Annotated in this window: 23 protein-coding genes; 9 read left to right on the top strand and 14 right to left on the bottom strand. The window is 43.6% G+C overall.

Features of this window, described 5'->3' with window-relative positions; translation table 11 throughout:
* Nucleotides 1-26: 26 nt before the first annotated feature.
* The gene (locus MKZ16_RS14245; protein ID WP_076104278.1) at nt 27-407 is read left to right on the top strand and encodes a hypothetical protein; all 381 of its coding nucleotides are present in this window, start codon (nt 27-29) and stop codon (nt 405-407) included.
* Here MKZ16_RS14245 and MKZ16_RS14240 read toward each other — a convergent pair whose 3' ends face one another.
* The 3 genes from MKZ16_RS14240 to MKZ16_RS14230 all read right to left on the bottom strand — a co-directional run bounded on the left by MKZ16_RS14240 (nt 408) and on the right by MKZ16_RS14230 (nt 3,473).
* Nucleotides 408-866 (bottom strand): hypothetical protein, encoded by a 459-nt coding sequence (locus MKZ16_RS14240; protein ID WP_076101754.1) that lies wholly within the window; start codon nt 864-866, stop codon nt 408-410.
* 208 nt (nt 867-1,074) lie between these two features.
* On the bottom strand, nt 1,075-1,260 hold the full coding sequence (locus MKZ16_RS14235) for a hypothetical protein (RefSeq protein WP_036686420.1): 186 nt from the start codon (nt 1,258-1,260) through the stop codon (nt 1,075-1,077).
* A gap of 257 nt (nt 1,261-1,517) precedes the next feature.
* Nucleotides 1,518-3,473, bottom strand: coding sequence for an AraC family transcriptional regulator (locus MKZ16_RS14230; protein ID WP_076104279.1), 1,956 nt, complete (start codon nt 3,471-3,473; stop codon nt 1,518-1,520).
* Nucleotides 3,474-3,848: 375 nt separating this feature from the next.
* Between MKZ16_RS14230 and MKZ16_RS14225 the strand changes: the two genes are divergently transcribed.
* Nucleotides 3,849-5,912: a methyl-accepting chemotaxis protein gene (locus tag MKZ16_RS14225; protein WP_076104280.1), complete on the top strand. Its 2,064-nt coding sequence runs from the start codon at nt 3,849-3,851 to the stop codon at nt 5,910-5,912.
* Between the two features lie 166 nt (nt 5,913-6,078).
* On the opposite strand, the gene MKZ16_RS14220 is transcribed toward MKZ16_RS14225, so the two are convergent.
* Nucleotides 6,079-8,319, bottom strand: coding sequence for a M56 family metallopeptidase (locus tag MKZ16_RS14220; RefSeq protein WP_076104281.1), 2,241 nt, complete (start codon nt 8,317-8,319; stop codon nt 6,079-6,081).
* Nucleotides 8,320-8,324: 5 nt separating this feature from the next.
* The gene (locus MKZ16_RS14215) at nt 8,325-8,702 is read right to left on the bottom strand and encodes a BlaI/MecI/CopY family transcriptional regulator (RefSeq protein WP_036686415.1); all 378 of its coding nucleotides are present in this window, start codon (nt 8,700-8,702) and stop codon (nt 8,325-8,327) included.
* 202 nt (nt 8,703-8,904) lie between these two features.
* Between MKZ16_RS14215 and MKZ16_RS14210 the strand changes: the two genes are divergently transcribed.
* From MKZ16_RS14210 to MKZ16_RS14190, 5 genes are all read left to right on the top strand, one after another.
* Nucleotides 8,905-10,395 carry a 4-hydroxyphenylacetate 3-hydroxylase N-terminal domain-containing protein gene (locus tag MKZ16_RS14210; RefSeq protein ID WP_076104282.1) on the top strand — a complete coding sequence of 497 codons (1,491 nt, stop codon included), beginning with the start codon at nt 8,905-8,907 and terminating at the stop codon, nt 10,393-10,395.
* Nucleotides 10,396-10,607: 212 nt separating this feature from the next.
* Nucleotides 10,608-11,267: a response regulator transcription factor gene (locus MKZ16_RS14205; protein WP_036686413.1), complete on the top strand. Its 660-nt coding sequence runs from the start codon at nt 10,608-10,610 to the stop codon at nt 11,265-11,267.
* A gap of 1 nt (nt 11,268) precedes the next feature.
* A complete protein-coding gene (locus MKZ16_RS14200; protein WP_076101750.1) occupies nt 11,269-12,642 on the top strand; it encodes a HAMP domain-containing sensor histidine kinase in 1,374 nt (457 codons plus the stop codon).
* Nucleotides 12,643-12,702: 60 nt separating this feature from the next.
* Nucleotides 12,703-13,512: a hypothetical protein gene (locus MKZ16_RS14195; protein WP_051491458.1), complete on the top strand. Its 810-nt coding sequence runs from the start codon at nt 12,703-12,705 to the stop codon at nt 13,510-13,512.
* A gap of 80 nt (nt 13,513-13,592) precedes the next feature.
* Nucleotides 13,593-13,970, top strand: coding sequence for a PilZ domain-containing protein (locus tag MKZ16_RS14190; protein ID WP_036686410.1), 378 nt, complete (start codon nt 13,593-13,595; stop codon nt 13,968-13,970).
* A gap of 134 nt (nt 13,971-14,104) precedes the next feature.
* Here the strand turns inward: MKZ16_RS14190 and mnhG are convergent, their stop codons facing one another.
* From mnhG to MKZ16_RS14155, 7 genes are all read right to left on the bottom strand, one after another.
* Nucleotides 14,105-14,503 carry a monovalent cation/H(+) antiporter subunit G gene (gene mnhG / locus MKZ16_RS14185; protein ID WP_036686408.1) on the bottom strand — a complete coding sequence of 133 codons (399 nt, stop codon included), beginning with the start codon at nt 14,501-14,503 and terminating at the stop codon, nt 14,105-14,107.
* Entirely contained in the window at nt 14,478-14,771 is a 294-nt protein-coding gene (locus MKZ16_RS14180) for a Na(+)/H(+) antiporter subunit F1 (protein ID WP_036686407.1), read from the bottom strand. Before MKZ16_RS14180 ends, mnhG begins: the two co-directional genes overlap by 26 nt.
* On the bottom strand, nt 14,771-15,244 hold the full coding sequence (locus tag MKZ16_RS14175; RefSeq protein WP_076101747.1) for a Na+/H+ antiporter subunit E: 474 nt from the start codon (nt 15,242-15,244) through the stop codon (nt 14,771-14,773). Before MKZ16_RS14175 ends, MKZ16_RS14180 begins: the two co-directional genes overlap by 1 nt.
* Before the next feature lie 4 nt (nt 15,245-15,248).
* Entirely contained in the window at nt 15,249-16,727 is a 1,479-nt protein-coding gene (locus tag MKZ16_RS14170) for a Na+/H+ antiporter subunit D (RefSeq protein ID WP_076101745.1), read from the bottom strand.
* Nucleotides 16,724-17,059 carry a Na(+)/H(+) antiporter subunit C gene (locus MKZ16_RS14165; RefSeq protein ID WP_036686402.1) on the bottom strand — a complete coding sequence of 112 codons (336 nt, stop codon included), beginning with the start codon at nt 17,057-17,059 and terminating at the stop codon, nt 16,724-16,726. The genes MKZ16_RS14170 and MKZ16_RS14165 overlap by 4 nt, the downstream gene beginning before the upstream one ends.
* Entirely contained in the window at nt 17,059-19,923 is a 2,865-nt protein-coding gene (locus tag MKZ16_RS14160; protein ID WP_076104304.1) for a Na+/H+ antiporter subunit A, read from the bottom strand. The genes MKZ16_RS14165 and MKZ16_RS14160 overlap by 1 nt, the downstream gene beginning before the upstream one ends.
* Nucleotides 19,924-20,050: 127 nt before the next feature.
* On the bottom strand, nt 20,051-20,689 hold the full coding sequence (locus MKZ16_RS14155; protein WP_232061321.1) for a universal stress protein: 639 nt from the start codon (nt 20,687-20,689) through the stop codon (nt 20,051-20,053).
* A 349-nt stretch (nt 20,690-21,038) separates the two neighbouring features.
* Here MKZ16_RS14155 and MKZ16_RS14150 point away from each other — a divergent pair, with 349 nt between their 5' ends.
* Complete coding sequence (locus MKZ16_RS14150; RefSeq protein WP_036686399.1) at nt 21,039-21,371, top strand: metalloregulator ArsR/SmtB family transcription factor; 333 nt, start codon at nt 21,039-21,041, stop codon at nt 21,369-21,371.
* 51 nt (nt 21,372-21,422) lie between these two features.
* Nucleotides 21,423-21,959 carry an SRPBCC domain-containing protein gene (locus tag MKZ16_RS14145; RefSeq protein ID WP_036686397.1) on the top strand — a complete coding sequence of 179 codons (537 nt, stop codon included), beginning with the start codon at nt 21,423-21,425 and terminating at the stop codon, nt 21,957-21,959.
* Nucleotides 21,960-22,041: 82 nt separating this feature from the next.
* Here the strand turns inward: MKZ16_RS14145 and MKZ16_RS14140 are convergent, their stop codons facing one another.
* Both MKZ16_RS14140 and MKZ16_RS14135 read right to left on the bottom strand, forming a co-directional pair.
* Nucleotides 22,042-22,794 carry an alpha/beta hydrolase-fold protein gene (locus MKZ16_RS14140; protein ID WP_076104283.1) on the bottom strand — a complete coding sequence of 251 codons (753 nt, stop codon included), beginning with the start codon at nt 22,792-22,794 and terminating at the stop codon, nt 22,042-22,044.
* An 11-nt stretch (nt 22,795-22,805) separates the two neighbouring features.
* The gene (locus MKZ16_RS14135; RefSeq protein ID WP_076104284.1) at nt 22,806-23,606 is read right to left on the bottom strand and encodes an alpha/beta hydrolase-fold protein; all 801 of its coding nucleotides are present in this window, start codon (nt 23,604-23,606) and stop codon (nt 22,806-22,808) included.
* Nucleotides 23,607-23,616 lie beyond the last annotated feature (10 nt).

Raw genomic sequence — 23,616 nt, 5'->3', positions numbered from 1 at the left:
AATTATTGGGATGAGAGGCGATTATTATGAAAAAAAAGCTGCGTTCTATCACGCTCAGGGAACTGGAATACAGCTACATACTGGGCATGCGAATCCATGACAAACGGAGTCTGCTTGAATTAAAGGTTTATCATAAAAATGTAAAGCTCCACGCGCTACGCATCCAAATCCTAACATGGGATGATCCGATAGCCGGTTGTCCGCTGAATACAGGCTATCTGCTGCAAAACCATAAAAGAGGGTTTGATGTTGTCTATAATCTAAACCATCCACAGCGTATCCGCGAATGGATCGAATATGGAACGGCTAAAGGCTGGGACGGCACCCGGACAATAGAGATCATATATGGATTGGATGCTATGCAGGAAATGGGCTACGATATTACTTCATTGCGCACTTCTATATAATCAGTCAAAAACCTGTTCCAGTGCTTGCGGATTATAAGGACTGATAATTTTATATGCATTCAAGTGAGGATTGCTTAAATCATTGTCATAGATGATCATATGCTGTCTGCTTTTTAGAATAATATCAAATCGTTGCTTGCGATCAGCCTGAACTATCGTAATATAATAGCTGAAATTTTTGTCAGAACTGACATTTCGGGCCGATTTCATTAATTGAACATGAGAGAAATCAGTAAAGATCCGCTCAATAACAGCAGGATCAGTAATAATGATGTCTTTCTTTTCACCGGGAACTGAAGACAATCGCGAGATTTCTAGAGAGGCGATTTCTTCCAATCGGATGGTATTGGCTACGATTCGTTTAAACGAAGTATAGCGGCTTGCTGTATAGGCCATCAAAGAGACACCTACCCCTGTCAGAAGCGCACCGACAAGCATGTATTTTCTATTTTTATCCATTTCCCATTCCTCCCAGTAATACGATTCTGTAAGCTACAATTATAAAACTATAAAGACATCGGTGCAAATCTGCTTATTTTAACTTCTACATAGCACACGAGCCAGGGGTCAGAAGGAAATACTTAAGTCAAGTCAGCCCCCAAGCTGTTTTGTTCCTAAACTAGCGCAGAAAAGCCACTCTATGGGCGGTACGATGGACGGCTTGCCCCTAATCCTCTAGCTCGTCCAGCTTCGCTTCCAGTTCAGCCAGCTTACGATTTGATTGTTCCAATATTTCCTGAAGCTCTGCAGCTTCTGCTCGTTTTATTTCTTTTTTAACGGTTTCAATCTGCTGTTCCAAATAGAGAATATCGGCTTCATTTCCTGAGTTGTTCCAAATCTGTGAGTAAGTCATAGTCAGCCTCCGTTTATCTGTGTGCACGATTCAAGCATAACCCGCATTCTACTTCTTCAGATTAATCGATGCTACTCTTAGCGTCTAGCTAATCAACAAAAATCAATGAGCCGATTACTTTCCTATATTCAACACCCTCTACTTTATAAGCAAAACAAAGAAGCAGCGAGTTACTTCACTGCTTCTTTGTTGAATCTTACTTCTCTCATTCAAAACGGTCATTAAACTTCACGTCAAGGGTTAACCTGAGATCTCATTTATTTAGTCAGCAGTTTAGGGAACTCATCCAGCAGCATGCTGCTGGTCAGCATATCGTCATAATTCCATTTGGTCTCCACAAAAGTAACTTTTCCGCTCTTAACAGCAGGGAGCGAGTTCCACAACGCAGTTTTCATTAACTCATTAAAGGAATTTTCCGCATCAGCATTGGCCGGATAAATGACAAACAAATGGTCACCAATAAGCATCTTATGCATTAGCTCAGGGGAGACCTCAATATAAGGCGCGCCTTCTGCCGGCTCAATTTCCTTCACTGCTTCTGACATTTTGTAGCCCTGCGGCTGATACAGCAGTGCAGGAATGCCACCAGTTTTCATCAAATACATTGTCTTGTTCCAATAATAAATCAGCACTACCGCTGTTTCTCCTTCGGCAAGTTTGCCTTCCTGACGCAATCCGCTCCACATATTCTCGGCCTTGCGATTATATTCGGACAACAGTTGCTCTGCTTCAGCCTTTTTACCCACTATCTCACCAATGACAGGCAGACGCTCAGACAAGGGTTTACTCTGGTCAAATACAACAGTAGGTGATATTTTGGACACTTCTTCATATTGTTTGTCCATCACATAACCTAGCATTGTTAAATCCGGTTCCAGATCCAAAACAAGTTCCAGATTTGTAGGAAATCCGATATCCTGTGCCGGGGTTGTCTCCTTGTCCAAATAGACTGATTCTTCAATAAACCGGCGGTCGACACCGACCGGCTGAATCCCGAGTGCCAGCAGGTCTCCGATCGAATTACCCTGCAGCACAATCCGCTGTGGACGCTCTGGAATATCAACCTCATGCCCCTGACTGTCTTTATATACTCTTGTAGATTTTGAATTGGTGGCTGAGTCCGGTGGACTTGTCTCTGTTTGCACAGAGGATACCGGACTAGGGCCAGCATTCGCAGAATTAACAGGACTGTTCCCTGAAGAGCAAGCACTAAGCATTAAAACCAGACATAACAGCATCGCTGCTCCCATTGACATTTTTGTATTTCTAACCATCGGTAAATCCCCTTTTCCTCTATATTGATAATGATTATCATGATCATTAACAATATAACTTGGCTCAGCCCATCCTGCATTAAACAATCTTAGCCTGATTTTAGGACGATCTGATCCTTTGGCAGAGCCTAGGGCCAATGACTTATAATTACCCGGAGTCACACCGGTTGTTTTCTTGAAAATACGGATGAAATAGGACAGGTCCGTGTACCCCACTCCGGCGGCAACCTCCTGCAATGATGCATCGGTATTTAGTAGCAGTTCCTGCGCCTTATCTATTCGCGTCCGAATAAGAAAATCAATCAGACTGGTACCCGTCTTGCTTTTGAACTGCTTCGCCACATAGGCCACACTATAATTAAGCTGCTCTGCAATAGAGGATAAGGTAATAGGCTGACTGTAATATTCCCGTATGTATCGAACGGCTTGCTCCACCAGATCCGGCTTGACGGGATAGACTCCATATGCCTGTCTCTGCCGCTCAACTTCGTAGACAAATTGATAAAGCATTGCTTTGATCTGAATCCGTTCAAGTGAACTTGAGTCCAGCCATTTTCGGTGCATCTCCTTTACTTGAGACAGTAAAACCACTGGAGCATCCGGAGCAAATTCATATTGTTTTTGAAAAGGACTGTTTCTTTCAAAAAGTCTACGTACACCTGATCCGGACGTTAGCGAAAGCGAAGCTTTATAGAAAATAAAATAAAACTCCATTTCCTCCCTGACCCAATCAATATCCAGTTGCCCTCCCTTTCCGCTGTGTAGGATATGAAAACGTTCTGCAGCATGTTTATTTCCATTGAGCCGAAAACCTGCGTTGCCGCGAACCATATATAAAAAACCTGCAGCCGGGAACCTATAGGAGGTCAGCTTGTCGCCGGCCTTAAACAACATATGGCGAATATCAACCAGCCGGATATGTGCATAATCCCAGAGCATCAAATTATCATCAGTATTTAAAATTTTTACTCGCCTCCTTCTTATCGGAAGTATAATTGATAATCATTATCAACCGCAAGAGCTGGAAGCAATATACAAACAAGAAGTCCGAAAAAAGCAGTTAAGCATCATCTAAAAAAATAACAATTCGCCTCTAATGGGTAACTGCAATGTGCCAAGTGAACAGACTAATTGTTAAGATCTCCCTCGCCCCCCACCATCTTGAAATCCCGCACCAGTCAAGGGTTTATCCTGTGCGTTATCCATTTTAATTTAATTTTTTTATTCTCAAAATTACTATTTCGAAAATCTCACTATCTTCCGATATGTTCTTATGAGCTATTTGCTCAGAGACAACTTGGGGGAGATGGTAGCATGTTAAAACAACTAAAAAAAAGGCGGTTCGGTTCATCAAGCATAGCAAATACTTTGTCCATTGTACTTTTAGTTATTATTGTTGTCGTCTTCTCAATCTTGGGAACCTTTATGTTTTCCAGCACTCGCAGCATACTTGTGAAACAACAAGAATCTATGCTTCAGACCAAAACACAGGCACTTGTCAGTCAATTTGATGCACTATTTAAGGAAAAGGGTTCACTGGTCAAGCAAATGTCAACGAATAACTTATTCAAACAATACATCGAAACCACCAAATCTCCAGAGATGGCCAAGACTTCACCGCATGCCGCTGAAGTAGCAAAGACACTAGCTGCCATTGTAAAGGTGGAACCCACTTTTGCAGATGCATGGATTGCTAGTACTGCCGGCAAAGGTTTTTATATCCTGAACAATGGTACGACATCAGATACTGCTTTTAACATTAAAGAACGGCCGTATTATAAGCCAGCAATCGAAGCAGACGGCCTATACTACTCCGATCCTTATATTGACATCACTACAGGCGATATGCTGATGGGTATTTTTTATCCGATAAAAAATGACAACAATACATTAATCGGTTTTGTCGCGGTTGATATAGCGTCTAAAAATATCCCTGAGATAATGGAAAGCTATAAGCTAGGCAGCACTGGTTATTCCATTCTCGCCTCCAAAACAGGTGATATACTGTATCACCCAGACCAGTCTAAGGTCACAAAGGAAAAGATTAATGAGCTGCCAGGTGATCTTGGGGGGATCGGCAAGAAAATGATCGCTGGTGAATCCGGCGTACATCTGATTAATGACAACGGAGAACGCCGTTACATCGGCTATGCTACAAGTAAAGATACCGGCTGGTCCGTAGGTTTAACTATTTCAGAGCGTGAAGTGCTCTCCGAATTAAAAAAGTTCACCTGGATAACGATTGGCGGGTTTGTGGCAGCGGCGATTCTGCTCGTTCTATTTTCGTATATCACACTCCGTTATCTGCTCAGATCCATACCGAAGCTGCTCACCAAAATCAAACGGGTGGAAAATGGGGATTTGACTGTTCAATTTGATGCCTATTCCAACAACGAAATTGGACAAATCTCCAACGGAATATTCAACATGGTCCAGAAAATTCAAGGGATGCTTCAAATAGTGGGTACCTCCGCTCAGGTATTAAACCAGTCCTCAAAAGATCTGCAATCCATTTCTTCCCGTACAGCTATAACGATGAACGATACAGCAACGGCCATTAATGAGATTGCGAATGCGACCAACTACCAGTCGATTGAAACGGATACGATTTTGCAAAAAACCGGATCATTATCTGGTCAAATTGACGAAATCGCAAATGATGCCATAGCCATAGAGACGATGGTGCAGGCTTCTGCCGACCAGAGCGAACTGGGGTTGGGTGTATTGAATCAGTTATCGAAATGGGCAGAAGAAAATCACAACTCCACTCATTCGATATCGTCTGCCATTCATGATATTGATCAAAGCCGTCATGAAATTTCAAGTATCGTGGACACGGTACATCAAATCGCTACGCAAACCAATCTGCTGGCGCTAAATGCTTCCATTGAAGCAGCACGTGCGGGAGAACAGGGGCGCGGATTTGCCGTTGTTGCCGGAGAGGTTCGCAAGTTGGCGGAGCAGACCGCACAGGCCACACAGGAGATTGGCAGAAAGGTTCATGAAATCGAGGAAAAAACTAGAGCATCCGTGGAATACACAGCCCAAGGACTTGAAATTGCCGAAGAAAATGCAAAATCCGTGGAGGCTACGAAACAGGTATTCTTTAGCATCAACAGCGATTTGGAGGCTTTGAGATTACGTATGATTCAAATCAGCAGCAACACCTCCAAAGTCCATAAGCACAAAGATGAAATCCTACAGGCACTCGAAATCATTTCTTCAACTACAGAAGAGAATTCCGCTTCGACGGAAGAAGTTAGCGCAAGCACGCAGGAACAATTGGACAGCATTGAACAGGTTGCCGAGCTATCCCAGCAGCTCAACCAGTTGTCCAAAAAGCTTCAGGACGAATTAAACCAGTTCCAGGTCGAATAGCCCTCTAGTCATCCGTAAGTTACGCAGTCATGAGACTATCCTCCCTTCTAGAAAAATTAAGCAGCCAGTGCATGCCGATAATCCATCGGCGCGCACTGGCTGCTTTTAGTTTCAATTCGCTAGTAATGGTCTCTTCAATCGTACGGTACAGACCTATGATAATTAACTATTTATACGGGTCAGGAATTTCCTCCCACTGACCAGTAAAGACATCTACTTTAATCGTGAATTCCCTGCTTCCTTGCCTAACATCACTGAACAAATAACCATCCCCGATAAAGCCTGAAATCCAGTCCGTACCTGTTGGCTTGAAACCCTCTGTAGCAAAGATAGGTTGGAGTAACTTATACAGTTCCTTCTGGTATTCTGTACCGTTAGAGATATCCCACAGATCTATCGCTTCTCGGTTTACAAGACTTCTCAGTGGACTGCCAGAAGTTACGTCATGAACCGTTCCGGTAAGCGGATTAATTTTATAGCTGCTGCCTTCCCCTACGCCATTCAGTGGATCTATATCCACCCTATATTGATCTCCGTCTTTGCTAAAGGTCCAACCGCTTGCCGGAAGCTGTTTTTCCATCATGGACTTGATGTCCTGTTCACTGAGCGGTGGAGATATAAACGAACCATAGTACATCTGTGCGCTCTCAATGGTCAGATTCTTCCCGTAAACGGCAATAACTTCGAGCGGAAACTCAGACATAGAGGCTGCACCAGCCAAGTGGGCTATAATTTGGTCATCTATCAGCTCGTATGAAACTATTGAGCCAAATCCGACCTTCTCTCCCCAAGCTCCCTCAGTGTAATCATATACTTTGGTCAAATGCTTTCCGTCCAGTTCAGCAGATACATAGGTATGGTTATTTCGGTGTGTAATGGAGGATTTCAGCCTCTGATTCAACGTTTCGATCGGATCTTCGACCACAAGCTCTTCCAAGGTAACAGGCTGGAGCACATGAATCTCACTCATAGAAAGTCCGGTACCTGTGCCGGTCGTAATGCGTATGAAGATTTCTTTAGTCCCATCCCCGTTCACATCTGCTTCTTCAATCAATGGAGGCCGAGTTTCATCTTCCCCGACATTCCACAAGAACGTACGGCTTACTTCACCACGCACATCTACCGTGACTTTATGCAAAAGTGCATTCTCCCCAGTGGGATTAGCAGATACCGTGATTCCGTTTTTTTCCGCCAATAGAGTGCCTTTAACGCTGGAAGCCGTGCTCTCTTTATCCTGCGCTTCTGCCCGAAAAGTAGCAGGAGCGCTCTTTGCCGGGGCTGATGCAGAATTCAGCTTTGCCCCTGTCAGGGTACAGCCACTTAAGACCATAATTACAGCTAGGCCCAGCAGTGAGTTTTTTGCCGTAAATTTTTTGTGTCTGGTAATCATGATAATCCTTCTTTCCATTTCCTTTTTACTGCTCGAAATGCCAGCTGTACCTGCCAACCGGATCGGGTCGGGTAAGGTTTCTAACAATTTGAGAAGTGTCAGGGCATAACTTCTGTGGCACGCTGGTTCAAGATGCTTCAAGACCAGAGCATCACAGGCAACCTCTTGATCCTCTTTCATTTGGCGTACGGCATACCACAACAGAGGATTAAACCAATGCATGGCCAGCAGCAGACCTGTCAGCAGATTTAGCAAAATATCACGGCGCTTCACATGCGCCAGCTCATGAAGGAATATATGACGGAGCCCGTTCGTCTCCAGAGTGTGTAAAGTAGAGGTGGGCAGCAGCAAATTGGGCCGTATAACGCCAAGTAGTGTCGGTACGGCAATCTGCTTCGTCTCGATCAGCTTGACTGGGCGCCGTACCTGCATCTCCTGCTGACAGGTTCGGAACAACCGTTGGATTTCTAAGGAATGAATCTCTGGTTCCCTTCGAACCCGTGCGGTAAATCGCAGTTGTGCTCGAACCGACAAGCCCAGTACCACCGCGGCTCCGCCAAGCCACGCCAAAACCAGTAAATGTAGAGGCTCCCACCCTGAATCGGTCGCCCTGGTAGAACTGTCTATTTGCGGATTGACTTGTGCCACATCATCCGATGCCGATGCTCCCGGCAAAGGTCCAGTTTCTGCAATTCCAGTAACTGACGCTGCTTCCTCTTCCTCTCCGGTCAACCCGGGCATATAAGTAAAGCCGATTTCCGACTGTACTGACGGAAAAATGGTACTCTGCGCCGCTTCTTTCTCCAGCGGCAACAGATTAAAAATACTAAATGTGCTTTCTGGTGCCCAAGGTATTGCCAGCCTCACGATCAGTGGTATCCACAGAAGATACGTCCAGGTAGGTTTTAGACGATCCTTGAACAGGAACCGGGTCAATAAGATCAGCAGAGCCAGCACGCTCGCCATGGCAGACAGCGACAATACCTTGACGAACAGATTGTATGCAGCTTCCAGCAAGCGGCTCAGTCCTTTCGTTCATCCAAAATTCTCTTCAATTCTTCAATATCTTCCCGGGACAACTTTTCATCCTGCAAAAAATTGACCAACATCGGGCGCAGAGTTCCACCGTAGATCCGCTTCAGAAAGGATCGTGTCTCCGATTGGACACATTCCTCTTCCCTCACCAGCGGATAATATGAATACACCCTACCTGTCTGGTTATAACCAATAGCCTGCTTCTCTGTCAGACGCTTAATCAACGTCCGTACCGTCTTTGGGTTCCAGTCCCTGCTGCCTTCTAGTGCTTCAACAATCTCACCTGCAGTGCGCGGGGCACTTGCCCACAGCACCTTCATCACTTCCCACTCGGCATCCGAAATCCTTGGAGTTTCCTTAGACATAATACTATCCACCATTCTTTCCTGGCATGACTACATTTGTAATCCAATATCCAAAATATACAAGTCAGCTTCGTTTATGTCAACCCCAAACTCCCTGTTCACACACGGTATATGGACAATGTACACGTAGATTCATGGTCACGTACATTAATAGCAATAATACGGCTTATTAGTCAAAGATGACTTCAATGAGGTGGAACCTATGCCTATAAAAACAGGTAATCAATACATCGAACGAATCGACCGGCAAAAGATCAATATCTGGTACAGAGGAACACGTATTGAAGGTCCTTTATCCAAACACCCTGCCTTTCAGGGTCTCATACAAACACAAGCTGAAATGTATAACATGCAGTGTGATGAACGTTATTTGGCGCAGATGACCTATCCTTCACCTGATACTGGAGATCCTGTTGGTTTATCTTTTCTTCCACCCAAAAATGCTGAAGATTTAGAACGCCGGAGAAAAATGATTGAACTCTGGTCCAATAGACATCATGGATTTTTAGGACGCTCCCCCGATTATATGAATACAGCCATTATGTCTCTCTTCACAGCTGCTGATATCCTTGAGGACCTTAATCCGAAATATGCTGAGAACCTCAGAAAATACTATGCCTACTGTCGTGATTATGACATTACCTTATCCCATGCCTTCATCCAGCCTCAAGCCAGCAAAATATCCGGCCAGATTGATGCTACAGAGGATTCTATCGCTGCTAAAGTCGTAGAAATCAATGATGAGGGGATGATTGTTACCGGTGCTTTTATGATGGCAACACAGGGAGCTACCTGCGATGAAATGCTTGTATTCCCGACTCCCTCACCCTCACTTGTGGATGATGATAATCCCTTTGCGTTTGCCTTTGCGGTGCCTAATGATCTGCCTGGAATGACTTTTTTTTGCCGTGAAAGCTACGCTGCCTCATCTACTTACGACCATCCGTTAAGTTCAAGATATGAAGAAATGGATACCCTTGTTATCTTTGACCGTGTACTTATCCCTCATGATCGTATATTTTATTATGGCGATGAGATGTACTGTTCCCGATTATTCGGCGAGAGTAACTTTCATACGCATATGGCCCACCAAATTGTCACCCGCTATATTGCAAAAACCGAGTTTTTTCTTGGTATGCTAGAGTCTTTGGCTGAAGAACAAAACGCTGTCCTTGAATCCTACACGATTTTGCCTATTTCCAGAATATTAACCTATTTAGAAACTTTCAAAGCCTTAAGACTTGCAGCGGAAATAGGGGCTTCGCTCGACAAATTTGGATATCTCGTTCCAGACAAGGGACCACTATTGGCTTCAACCATTCACTTTTCAGAGTTTTATCCAGAAATGGTTGAAATGGTTCAAAACCTCAGTTCAAGCGGTCTCATCATGATCCCCTCTGAAGCCGACTTTACATCAAGCGCTGGTTCTTATCTTTATGAATATTTGAAGGGGAATGTCTCGGATGCATGGTATCGAAATGCCTTATTCCGGCTGGCGTGGGAACTAGGAGCGGGTGCATTCGGAGGTCGTCAAACCCAGTTCGAGCGGTTATTTTTCGGCAACTCCCAAACGGTGGCCTGGCGTATGTACAACAGCTATGATAATCACGAATATTTCCGTCAAATCGTTCACGATTTTATTGCCCCCGATACCCCCTTGCCTAAGTCAACAACGGATGGAATTTCCAATTAATAAAGAGTTGCAAAGGCTTATAATGATGTGTTTTAGGATTGATTAAGAGACTGCTTTCGTTCTCTTTCAGTCCTTTTTGAGCTCTATTCACAATCAAAATTATGAAGAACTAGATGCTTTTTCATACCTTCACTGGACAATTCTGTAATAAGTTGTTTATAGTTTATTAGCATTAGGAAGTGATTTGCTAGCTTAGGAGGGAACAATGAACTATGGGCCATATCATAGTCGTAGAAGATGAACGTGCAATCAGTGACTTAATTACTATGAATCTAAAATTAGTCGGACATACCTATAGCAAGGCTTATCGCGGGCTGGAGGTTATTGAACTGCTGGAACGTGAAAAGGCCGATTTAATTCTGCTCGATATAATGCTGCCCGAACTGGATGGTTTTGAGATCATGCAGCGGATTGCTCACTTACAAATTCCGGTGATTCTAATCACCGCTAAAGATTCACTGGCTGATCGCATCAAGGGCTTTGAGCTGGGCGCCGATGATTATATCATTAAACCTTTTGAAATCCTTGAATTGTTGGCAAGAATCAATGTGGTGTTACGCAGGAGCGAAAAAGGCACTTCCAATTTTCTTTGTGAAAACGTTGAAGTACGTTATCTTGAGAGGCTTGTCATGGTGGATCAACTACCCGTAGATTTAACCGCTAGGGAATTTGAGCTTCTTGAAGTCCTTATCCGCAACAGAAACATTGCTTTATCAAGGGAAAAGTTGCTGGAATTAGCCTGGGGCTATGATTTTGAAGGAGATACCCGTACCGTAGATGTCCACATCAGGCAGCTGCGCAAAAAACTAGGCTGGGAAGAACGAATTAAAACCGTATTTAAGCTTGGTTACCGCTTGGAAGTTCAGGTCTAGTATGAGATTCTGGCATAAAATTCTGCTGTCAGTCCTCGCCTTCTTCATCGTCGCCCTAGATGTGAGTGTAATAATGATTATGAAAAAAAGCTGGCAGCTGAACATGGACAGCGAAATGCAGCGTGCTTCAAGCGAACAGCTATTAATTGCAAACAACATTTATGAAAATCTTGAATCGATTCAGACCCGTGGGGCCACACTTACCTCTACTTTAATCTCCAGCGTGGCTCAATCCTATGGTGAATTTTATCATAAGCAGGGAATCGGACTACAGCTCTGGGAGAATGACCAGCTGGTTTATCCGAATGCCGGAGTCCCATCCGTCTCAACGCCGGAATCACATTCTATTCAACTCTCTACTGAGCTCCCTGCTCCCTATCAAGCTTTGACGATCGTTTATCAACGTGATATCAGTGACCTGTATGCTAAGCAGCATGAGCTGAACCGTTTTTTTGTAATGATTAACTGGATTATCGGTCCAATTCTGCTCCTATTACTCTACTTGCTGATCCGGCAGTTGACCAAACCACTTAAACAGCTTTCAAAGACTACAAAAACGATCGCTGAAGGCAAATATACTGAGCGTGTGCAGTTGCGCAGTAAAGATGAATTTGGTGAGTTAGCCCTGAACTTTAACCGAATGGCAAACGCAGTGGAACAGCACGTGATCGAACTGTCTAATATGGCCGATGAAAAGCAGAGAATGGTCGATAACCTCGCCCACGAACTGCGCACACCTTTAACCAGTATGCAGGGATTTGCTGAATTTCTGACTTCCGCAAATATAGGCCAGGAAGAACAGCAGATGGCAGGTCAATATATCCTTAGTGAAACCTTACGCCTGAAGAATTTAGCCTTCAAACTGCTGGATTTGTCCGTCCTACGGCATCATCCTCTGACTCTGAAACAAGTAGACATATCAGATTTGTTCAAATCGGTTAAACAGATTGTGCAGCTTAAATTGGACGAAGCAGGCATCAAACTAGAAATGGATTATTCGATCCCTGCGGTTTGGGGTGATCATGATCTGCTAGCTTCCTTCTTGGTTAACCTTGTCGAAAATTCCATTCATGCATCTCCGCAAGGGAGCACCATCCGCTTGCTTGCCTATGCATTGCAAAATGAAGCCATATTGGAAGTATGTGATTCGGGATTTGGGATGACCCCGGAACAGAGCGCGCGTGTTTTTGAACCCTTTTATCGAGGTGAAAAATCGCGCACACGCGAATACGGGGGTGCGGGTCTTGGTTTATCTTTATGCAAGCAAATCGCAGATGCACATCAAGCCAGAATTTCACTGAATTCTACTTTAGGTCAAGGAACAAGTATCCGCATCTTTTTACAACTCCATAACATCTGTTCACCTACTCTATAACATCTATAGTTTAAGGTTAGGAAGATTCAGCATCATCCGAAGCAAATGGAGGTTATTCAAGTGAATAACAAAAAATTCCCCACTGCTTTAGCTGTACTCCTGTTCTCGGGGAGTCTGCTAATCGTCAGTGCAGTCATTCAAAACACCACCCATTTAGCTTTAACCAGCATCAAAACCCCAGGGGTGAAGTTGGAAGCACCCACGCGGGTGTCCACAGAGAATGACGATCTACAACAGCAGACGAGCCCTAAAGAAATACAACAAATTAACAATTTCATAGACATGGCTGGTAATGAGACTTCTGTATCCAAACGGAACACTGTTACACCGCCTGCTGTAGGGCATTTGAGTCAAAGCGATACCGTTGCTCTCGCTGCTTCAAGCGTTCGCAAATTATTCGAAGTGGACATGGGAAAGCTGCAGATGCGGGTTATTCTGAGTGATACCCGAACCTCGCTGCCGTGGACATGGGCTGTACATTTCAGTCCATATAACGCCAAGACCCTAGAAGGGCAAGGTAAGGAATTCTGGGAATACGATGTACTAATTGATCCCATAAACGGTATGGTAGTGAATACGACCGCGATTAATAATTCTCTGAAAAGAACACCAATTAGCGCTTCTGCTGCCAGCGCCATCTATAAAGATGCTAGTTGGATCAATACGGCCATTACTATCCTTACAGATAAACAAAAAGAAAGCCGAAAAATTGTTACAGCAACACTAATCAACACTGAAACCAATGATAAACGCGGCATGGTCGCTGTTCAGATGATGCTGGAAGATGGCAGCAGCTACACAGCAGAAATGCGTTATCCTGATCAAAGTCTGCGCTGCCTTACCTACGAGACTGCTCAAGTAGTGAAATAAATCAAAAATAGAATCAACTCTTCACTAATCCTACTTTTATGTCGATAATTTATATTACATGGAAAAGTATGGAGGAGCATATGAACACTAATCGCAGAACCGAACCTTTTCGATATACCCTTAAAGAACCTGTAACATTTGATCTTCATATTCTTACTATTAACGGCATCCAGGTTCCTTCCAAGCCTGTAAGGGCTGTATTGTTCGACATCAGTCGATCGGGTTGCCACTTATCGTTACCCCTCAATATCAACCCAGAAAATAACCTAGTACGCATTGGCATGGAAATGAATCTTACGGATGAATCTATGTACATAGAAGGAATATTGAAATGGAACAAAGAACAACAAGGCAGTTTCCACTACGGCATTCAGTTGGACATCCCTGAGAATGACGGTGAACGACTCCCAAGGGTACTTCGCATACTTGCTGGAGAAGGCAAAATATTAGTTCGTTAAGATAACAAAAAAAGAGTAGTTTTAATCTAAAAAAGCAACAACCCCGCGTTTTCATGCAGGGTTGTTGCTTTTTAGCTATTGCGATCCAAACTTATTGTTGTAATCCGAAATTACAGACTAACATTTCCTGAATTTTATTCTTGAGGCACATCCCGTTCAGGGGATGCTGCTACAGCTTTTTCTTTCTCCAGTACCTCTCTTAAATCATCCTGAATTCTGCGATTCCATAAGGGAACCCCTGAGCGATAAGCAGCTCTACCTGTCAAATGCGCAGATAAAGGTGAGGTCATAAATACAAAGACAATCCCCAGTAGCAGCTTAGCACTTATATGATCTAGAAAAAATGCAAAATATAGAAAGGCCCCGCTCAGAACACATAAAACACCAAGGGTTGCACTTTTAGCAGCGGCATGCGATCTCAGATAAACATCAGGCAGCCGAATCAGTCCATAAGCACTTACAGCACTAAGCAATGCCCCCATCAGAATTAACAAAGCAAACAGCAATTCACCGACTGTCTTGATCGTTTCCATGTTCTAGCACCACTCCCCTTTCGATGTATCTGGCAAATGCCGTCGTGCCGATAAAGGAAAGAATGCCTATTAACAAAATAATTTCGATAAAAGCCTGCGTTCGGAGTAAAACAGAAAGAACGGCTACCATGGCTAACAGATTAATTCCAATCGTATCCAGTGCTGCTACCCGGTCAGGCAAAGAAGGTCCCTTCAACAAACGCCAGGCGCATACACCAATCGCCAGCGCCATAATCGTAAGCGAGAGCATAAGAATAAAATGGATCATTAACGGGTCACCTCCAATATCGCACGCTCAAAGGTGTCACGGATATTCGCTCTGAACTGTGCGGGATCATCAACATCCATGGCATGAATATACAAAGTCCGGTTATCATCCGATACTTCAAGTACCACAGATCCGGGAGTAAGGCAGAGCAATGTGATCAAAGTAGCCACTTCCCAATCCGATTTCAGCTCTGTAGTATATTTCAAGATTGCTGGACGTATATTAAGCTCCGGTCTCAGAACGGCTTTTACCACTACATAACTTGAAACGACCAGTTCCCGCAGCAGCAAAAGGATTAGCTTAATAATTGCCCACACTTTTCCTAGATATAATCTGGGCCAAAAACGTCGCATTCCGAGCAGAATGAGGATACCGATCAAGAAACCAATGACGAAACGTGGCCCAGTCCAGTCATTGTGCAGGAACATCCACAGGAATGCTATCATGAAATTCAATAATAGTTGAAAAGCCATAGTATCACTCCTTCATGACAGCGTTAATGTATAGTGCTGGATCAGCCAGTACGGCTCCGGCTTGACTCACAAAACCGTTTACCGTCTCCGCACCTACACCCATCAGTATTACAATCACGAACAGAACAGCCGCCGGTGCCATCATGGCTTTATAATGAAGCGGTTTGACTTGTTCTTCCCTTTTCTCGCCACCCCAGAATACTTGCTGGAATACCTTGATCAAGGAATATAACACTACAAAGCTGGATGCAAGTGCAATCAGCGCCAGAGCCACGTGATTCTCTCCAAATCCACTACGCACCATCATCACTTTTCCAGCGAAACCACTAAGGGGTGGAACACCAACCAATGCCAAAGTCAGTACAAAAAACATCCAGCCGGTCCACGGATAACGTCGGATCAAACCACCCATTTCTTTTAATCGGTCGGTGCCCGAAGCTGAGATAATCATCCCACCCAGGAAAAATAATAATGCTTTGGCAACCATGTCATGCATTAAATAAAACACTACACCATTTAACGAATCCTGAGTTGCGACAGAGATCCCAAAAGCAATAAATCCTACACTGATGATGATATTATAATTAAATATTCGGCCCAGATCGTTGTAAGCCAATGCCCCGATTGCCCCAAGTATCATTGTCGCCCCCGCCATCCAGGCAATCAATGTATGGGTGAGTCCCGGTTCTTGAATAAAAATCAAAGTAAAGGTACGTGTAATTGCATACAATCCGACCTTGGTTAACAAAGCCCCAAACAGGGCTCTAACAGCCAATGGCGGTGCACTATAGGAATCGGGAAGCCAGAAAAAGAGCAGCAAACCTGCCTTAATCGAAAATACAATTAGCAGCAGGACCGCAATGACGTTCATTACACCGCCTTGTCCCGCCTCTGCTACACGCATAGATAAATGCGCCATATTCAGTGTGCCTGTCGCAGCATATAAATAAGCAATCGTCGCCACAAACAAGGAAGAGGAAATCACATTAATTAATACATACTTTAATGTCTCTCGCAGTTGACCCTTGGACCCACCAAGTACGATCAAAGCGTAAGAAGCAACTAACAGCACCTCAAAGCAGACAAACAAGTTAAACAGGTCCCCGGTGAGGAAAGAGCCAAAAACCCCGGTTAATAAAAAATGGAAAAACGGGTAGTAATAAAACCGTTCTCTGTCTTCCCCAATGCTAGCGAAGGAAAAAAACAGACAAGCCGCACCAACAATGGCCGCTGTCAACACGAGCAATGCCGAAAACATATCGGCAACAAACACAATGCCATAAGGTGGACGCCATCCCCCCATATATAAGGTCTGGATACCGTTTGTATTTACCTGATACACAATGAATCCTGCAACAAAGATATTTAAAAACACACTGACGGCACTTATGATTCGTTGCAGACGTACTCGTTCTTTCAGAAAAATGAGTATAACTGCCGTAATGGCCGGAATCAGCAGAGGCAGCACTAACAAGTTGTTCATCGTCTCTCCTCCTTGGTTCCTTCCACATCATCGGTACCCGTCGAGCGGTAAGTCCGGTATGCCAAAACAATAAAAAATGCTGTTACTCCAAAGCTAATTACAATAGAGGTCAAAATGAGCGCCTGCGGCAAAGGATCGACATAAGCTTCCGCTTCCTCACCCAGCAATGGTGCAGCACCTGTCTTGAGGCCAGACATTGTCAGTAACAACAAATGAACGCCGTGCGTTATTAAAGTGGTTCCCAGAAGGATACGCAGCAAGCTTTTGGAAAGAACTAGATAAACACCTACGGAAAACAGTACACCGATCGCCAGGGCAATAATAAGCTCCATTAGCTATCCCTCCCGATCGTAAATATGATATTCATAGTGACACCAATAACAGCTAAGAAAACACCGAGATCAAAGAACATTGCTGTGGTCAGTTCTGTTTTGCCCATAAGTGGCAGTTGGAAATAGCCAAACGCTTGGCTCAGAAAAGGTACATCGAATAAAAACGAACCTATTCCTGTAAGAAAAGCTACAGATACCCCTATCGCGATTAACTTACGATAGTCGATAGGCAATACCTTCTCAACCATATCAATCCCAAAAGTAATGGCGAGCAGTACCAATGCGGCTGATGCCATCAATGCTCCAATAAATCCGCCTCCCGGATTATTATGTCCGGCGAAAAACAGATAAAGCGAAAATATTAGTATCATAACGAAGGCTACTTTAGCTACCGCTTGTAGTAACACATCATCACTTACAGAAGAACGTGGTTTATTATCCTTCACAGCCCGCTTCAGTGGGGCAATAGTTCCATCCGTATCCAACTGCAGTTTGATCATGGAATAAATAGCAAGTGAGGCAAGGCCAAGCACTGTAATTTCAAACATGGTATCAAAGCCGCGGAAATCAACGAGCAGAACATTAACAATATTTTTACCGCCACCCAAGGTATAGCTATTCTCCACATAATATTTCGAGATGGATTCGAACGGACTACTGCCTAAAGCAGCAAGTGCAACCAATGTCATGGTTATTCCCATCCCGATGGAAATAATTAGCTTAGGCAAGCGGGACCGAAGTTTGAACGGTTCTTTCTCCAGCTTAGGCAAATGCCGAAAACATAGCAGGAACAATGTAACGGATACTACTTCGACAATCATCTGCGTAAGCGCCAGATCAGGTGCCCGGAACAGAACAAAGAGTAAAGTAACCATATAACCAACCATTCCTGTTAACAAAATGGCTGTGATTCTGGAACGTACAAATGGGATAGCCAAAGCGCCCACAAGCATAACCATAACAACAATAACTTCAAACAACGAAAACGGAGCATATTCAGTTGTCCCAAGCGTAATTCCATCGGTATACCACACGGCTCCACCAATGGCTACGATTAGGAAAGCGAAGATATACATCAAGTAATGGCGCATAGAACCTGTCATATAGGTGCCAGTCAACGCCCTAGACGATTTCTCGACCAGCCGGATTACTCCGTCATAGACTTGATTTAAAGTGTAGCCACTGCCCCATTCTTTATCGACCAGACTCCAGCGGCCATAGATTCGGTATACAATAATACCAAGAATCACAACACCAAGTGTCATCCATATTTCTGGTGTAAAGCCGTGCCAGAAATGAATATTCACAACAAAGGGTTCTCCGGTCTGCAAGATTGGGTGAATAGCATTCATTGCAGGGATAATAAGTGTATTGGATAATATATTCGGGAAAAAACCGATAAATATAGACAGCACTGCTAGCAGGCACGGGGCAAGCAGAAGTCCAAATGGGGCTTCATGCGGTTTTTTGTCCAGCTTCTCAGGCTGATATTTTCCGAAAAAGGTGTGAAAAACCAAAATCATACTGTATGCAAAAGTAAACACGCTGGCAATCCAGGCCAAAACCGGGAAGAGCGTAAACAACGAGGGAACAGACAATATATCCAGGTTTCGGATATTCAGAACAGCTGTAAAAAACATTTCTTTACTTAAAAACCCGGAAAATGGCGGCAAACCAGCCATCGAGAAACTGCCGATCATCGCTACCGTAAAGGTAACCGGCATAATGGAAATCAGTCCGCCCAGCTTTCGCAGGTCGCGGGTACCCGTCTCATGGTCAACTATACCGACCATCATAAACAAAGAGCCTTTAAAGATGGCATGGTTAATAAGGTGAAAGATAGCCGCTGTTGTTGCAGCAGTGTAAATGACTGAATCTCCCCCTACATAAAATGCCGCTGCCGATCCCATTCCCAGCAATCCCATAATCAGTCCAAGTTGACTAATCGTTGAATAGGCTAATAGAGCCTTCAGGTCCGTCTGCTTCATCGCCTGGATAGAGCCATAAATCAAGGTGATCAAACCGACGCCTGACACAACCCAGAACCACTCATATTGCCCCGCAAAAACAGGGCTGAAACGGGCGACAAGATACAATCCAGCTTTAACCATCGTTGCCGAGTGAAGATAGGCGCTAACGGGTGTAGGTGCCTCCATGGCATCTGGCAGCCAGATATGAAACGGGAACTGCGCTGATTTGGTGAAGGCGCCTAAAAGAATTAGTAGCATCGCCGGAATAAATAAAGCATGCCCGCTAATATCGCCAACCTCACTCCAAATTTCCCGGATACTAAAGGTGCCTGTCATTACATAAAGCATTAAAAAGCCGGCAAACATCGCTAAACCACCAAATACGGTAATCAACATAGATTTGAGAGCACCATACCGCGATTTTTGCCGCCGATGCCAAAAGGCAATTAACAGAAATGACGAAACACTTGTTAATTCCCAAAAGCCGTATAACACCATCAAGTTATCCGAGAGCACAACGCCAAGCATCGCCCCCATAAACAACATCAGATAAATATAAAAAGGGGTTAACGCTTCTTTTCGCCGGTCAAGATAATAAATTGAATAGATAATTACAAGACTACCCATCCCAGTGATTAGCAAAGCAAACAACAAACTTAATCCATCCAGATGGAAAACCAAATCAATTCCTAGTGAAGGAATCCATGAAATGGTTTCATATCCCAAATCCCCACCCTTAATAACGGGAATCCGGGTTAAGAAATAAACAAACAAAACGAGTGAACCAGGGAAAACAAGCCATCCTCTATGAAGGTTGGGTGCTCTCTTGGACAAAAGTGCGATTACTAAGGCCATTAGAAACGGAACAAGTATGATTACATGCAGCAAAGGCAGTCCTCCTTTTCCACTTGAGCTTATCAAGTTGTGAACTTTAGTACTTACTTTTTTACCAAAAGCCAAAGATCATATGATTGGTAGGGCCTTATATACAAGGCCCCAATGTTGATAAGGGCAAGCCCGATTATAAAGAATCGGTCAATGTGCCATCACAAATATGCAGATATCTAGCCTTTCCATCTTCCTGCTCAATTCTGAATAAACCGTTCTCAAATTCTGTGTGTAGTTCGTGAAAGAACTTTCCCTTAAGCGAATACTCTCCCTGAGGTTCATCACTGAGCTGATATTCAGCCCCGTTTTTGACCAGGTAGGCGATAACGCCTTCCTCATGGGTTTCTTCCAACCCGGCGCGCATCCGCTGCACAGCCACGACATGCAGATCCATCATTTTCATTTTACCAATGAGTTCATTGATGAAATTACGTTTGGTAAGCTCCTGCCACCGAGTTTGAGCAGATTGTCCAATGACGATCTGTGTAACCTCATTCTCTTCAGCAACTTCTACAATAATATCTGTTGTTTTTCGGCCTTCACGTTTCCGAATGATAAACTCTGCGCCAGCTTCATCGGCAAGACGTTTCCAGACCGTCATATACATTTCTTTGCTCTGATTATATTCATCAATATCCGAACTATCGACATTTAATACAAACAATGGCGCCCCTATAATTTCAGATAGTTGGACACCACGCCGGATTAAACGCTCCCCATGCGGACCATAATGAACACAAACCATAATCTTTTCATTGTGTATGACCTTCACCCTCCTGTAACATGGCCAAGAAATACAAAAGGAGCCCACTGGCGTTAGGCCCCTTGCGTATTTCTAAAACCCGATAAGTTATACTTAATTATATCTATTCCTATGTTTTTTGTAAAGTTTGATGGTTATCATGGAACATATTTCTTTTTAATGCTTGTATCATGCCCTTCTTTTGCAGGTGTCATTCAATGCATTTTATACATTCCTTTACAGGAATATTCCTGTCATGGTATATTAAAATTAATATTACAAACAGGAAATAACAAAAAGGAGGCGCTATAGAGCCGTTTAACCATGGTGCGTCATTAATAGAGCGAATGAATTTAATGAATCGAAGTGATCCTCGTTTATGAATACTAACGTTATGAGTGCCTTAGCTGAGCCACACCGCATGCAGATCGTTGAACTATTACGGGTTAATCCCTTAACCGTTGGGGAGATTGCAGAAAGTCTTCAGCTACGGCAGCCTCAAGCGTCCAAGCATTTGCGTGTCCTTAGTGAAGCAGGCTTAATTGAAGTTCAAGCTGTTGCTAACAAGCGCATTTGCAAGCTCCGTCCTGATCCATTTAAGGAAATAGACGATTGGTTAGACTCCTACCGCCATATATGGGAAGAACGATATGATCGACTGGATGATTATTTGCAAAAGCTACAGAGCAATGAAAACAATAAAAAATCATAGTCTCAGGCTGAAATTGGCAGGAAGCAAACAAATTTGAGGAGGATCTATCCCATGACAAATTCTAACCCGTCCAACCAAGTGGTATCCAAAATTGTTGATGGCAACACGTTAGTATTAGAGCGCGTATTCCAAGCTCCACGTGAACTTGTATTCAAAGCTTTTTCTGAGGCTGAGCATTTGAAGCACTGGTGGGGTCCAAAAGGTTGGACGCTTCCCGTATGTAATGTCGATTTCCGTCCAGGGGGTACTTGGCATTATTGCATGAAGTGCGAGGATAAGAATCAAGGTGATTTCTACGGTATGGAGTCTTGGGGCAAGGCATTGTATAAGGAAATTACAGTCCCAGAACAAGTCATTTATACAGATGGGTTCTCAGATGCAGAGGGTAATATTTCAAAAGATTTGCCTGAGACGCTTGTCCAACTAGATTTTATCGTCCTGGATGGTCAAACGAAGCTGGTGAATACCGGTAAATACTCTTCTCCGGAAGCCTTGCAACAAGTTATTGATATGGGGATGTTAGAGGGGATTTCCCAAACCTTCGACAATTTGGATGCCCATCTCGAGAATTTACAGAAGAATAACTAGAGCAGCTATGTGCTAGCCATGACCCTTTTCATCGATAAATAGGACGAAGCAAGGCTACTCTCTCCCGCTCGTCCTATTATGTTTATTTTGCAGGAAATAAGAACCTGATACTATTCGGAAAATATTGCAGGAAAAACATGTCATTATGCGTGCCCAGCGGATCCGTCTCAAACTTCACACGCTGATCAGCTTCATCAATCTTCTCTTTTAAAATATCATAAGCACGTTTGCTGTTAGGCACCATGTCCTTCTGGACATTTGTCTTGTGGATACCTTCCTGTTCACCAACATACATATAAATTCTGCATTCCCTATCTAGTCTTGAAGCTTCCATGTAATGAATGAAATCTTTAAACCATACAGACGCAGATATGAATATAAAATTTCCAAAAATAGCTTCAGTCTTGTACATTGCGTACAGACTTATTAATCCACCTAGTGAAACACCACCCAAAGCCAATTTCTTCGGCTCGTTAGAGATGCGATAGGAGCTTTTGATATAGGGTACAAGATCCTGATAGACGTAATTCAAATAATCATCGCCCTTGCCCCCAAAGGACCAATCCTTAAAAAGAGCAGGCATTTCCCAAGGTGTATATTCATCATTCCGCAGTTGAGAATCAATCCCGATAAAAATAACCGGCTCTGTTACTCCCTCTTCCACATCTTTCTCTATAGCTATAATCGCCTCTTTGAACAAAAAATCTCCATCCTGTAAGAAAACCGCTGGAAATATCCGCTCCGGAAATAGATGATATTCTTTCGGTAAATACACGGTAATCTGACGATCTATATGTTCAAAAAGCACAAGCTCGCCTGCCCTAATTTGCGTCATATCCCCACTCCTTAACAGTTCAGCACTCGAAACGCTCTACTCATAATCGTTGGCACTACAGAAGCGTGATTTTCATTGGGTGCGACATAGTGCTCAACCTCTAAATTAGGCAGAGCATATTCATTCATTTTTGAAAATAATAATGCTGCGTCATCGACCATAAACGACTCTTCACTCCCTACGGTAATCAATAACTTTTGTTTATCGGTCATCTTCACTTGACCATTGTTATTAAACCGCTCCGCATACGTCAGGATTTCATGATCATTCCACCAAATGGATGGACTAGAGGCCAAATAATACTGGAATAGCTTCGCACGAGTGAATAACGTCCAGAGGACAAATAAACCGCTGAGAGAGTGACCAAACAAGGCTTGTTTATGCTGATCCACATTATATTTCTTGTTGATTGCTGGCATTAACTCTAATTCTAAAAAAGCTAAAAACTTCTCAGCCCCACCATGTGGTCCTATGTCAGCATTTTTCAATCGATCCGGATATACATACTGCCTCGCAGGAGGTGTGAAATCATAAAATCTTCTTTTAGAGACCTCTTCATCTGTACCATAATGTCCAATTCCAATCACAATTGCTGGTGCAATAAAAGTTTTTGGGGCATTTCTTGACTGCAGTTTTACGACATCCCGACCTAATTGAAAATATGAATTACCATCGAGCATGTAATATACTGGAAAGCCCTTTTCTGGTGCTGCTTCTCTGGGAAGAGAAACCTTTATATCGTACGTGTAACCCATATACTGAGATTCAAGTTTCCATGATTCTGTGTGTTCGAGCTCTACTTGTGTTGTCATTTTTTCTGTA

The sequence above is a fragment of the Paenibacillus sp. FSL R5-0928 genome (assembly GCF_037970385.1).
In the GTDB taxonomy this organism is placed as follows: domain Bacteria; phylum Bacillota; class Bacilli; order Paenibacillales; family Paenibacillaceae; genus Paenibacillus_AQ; species Paenibacillus_AQ odorifer.
This window is presented reverse-complemented; position numbering and strand designations above follow the sequence as displayed.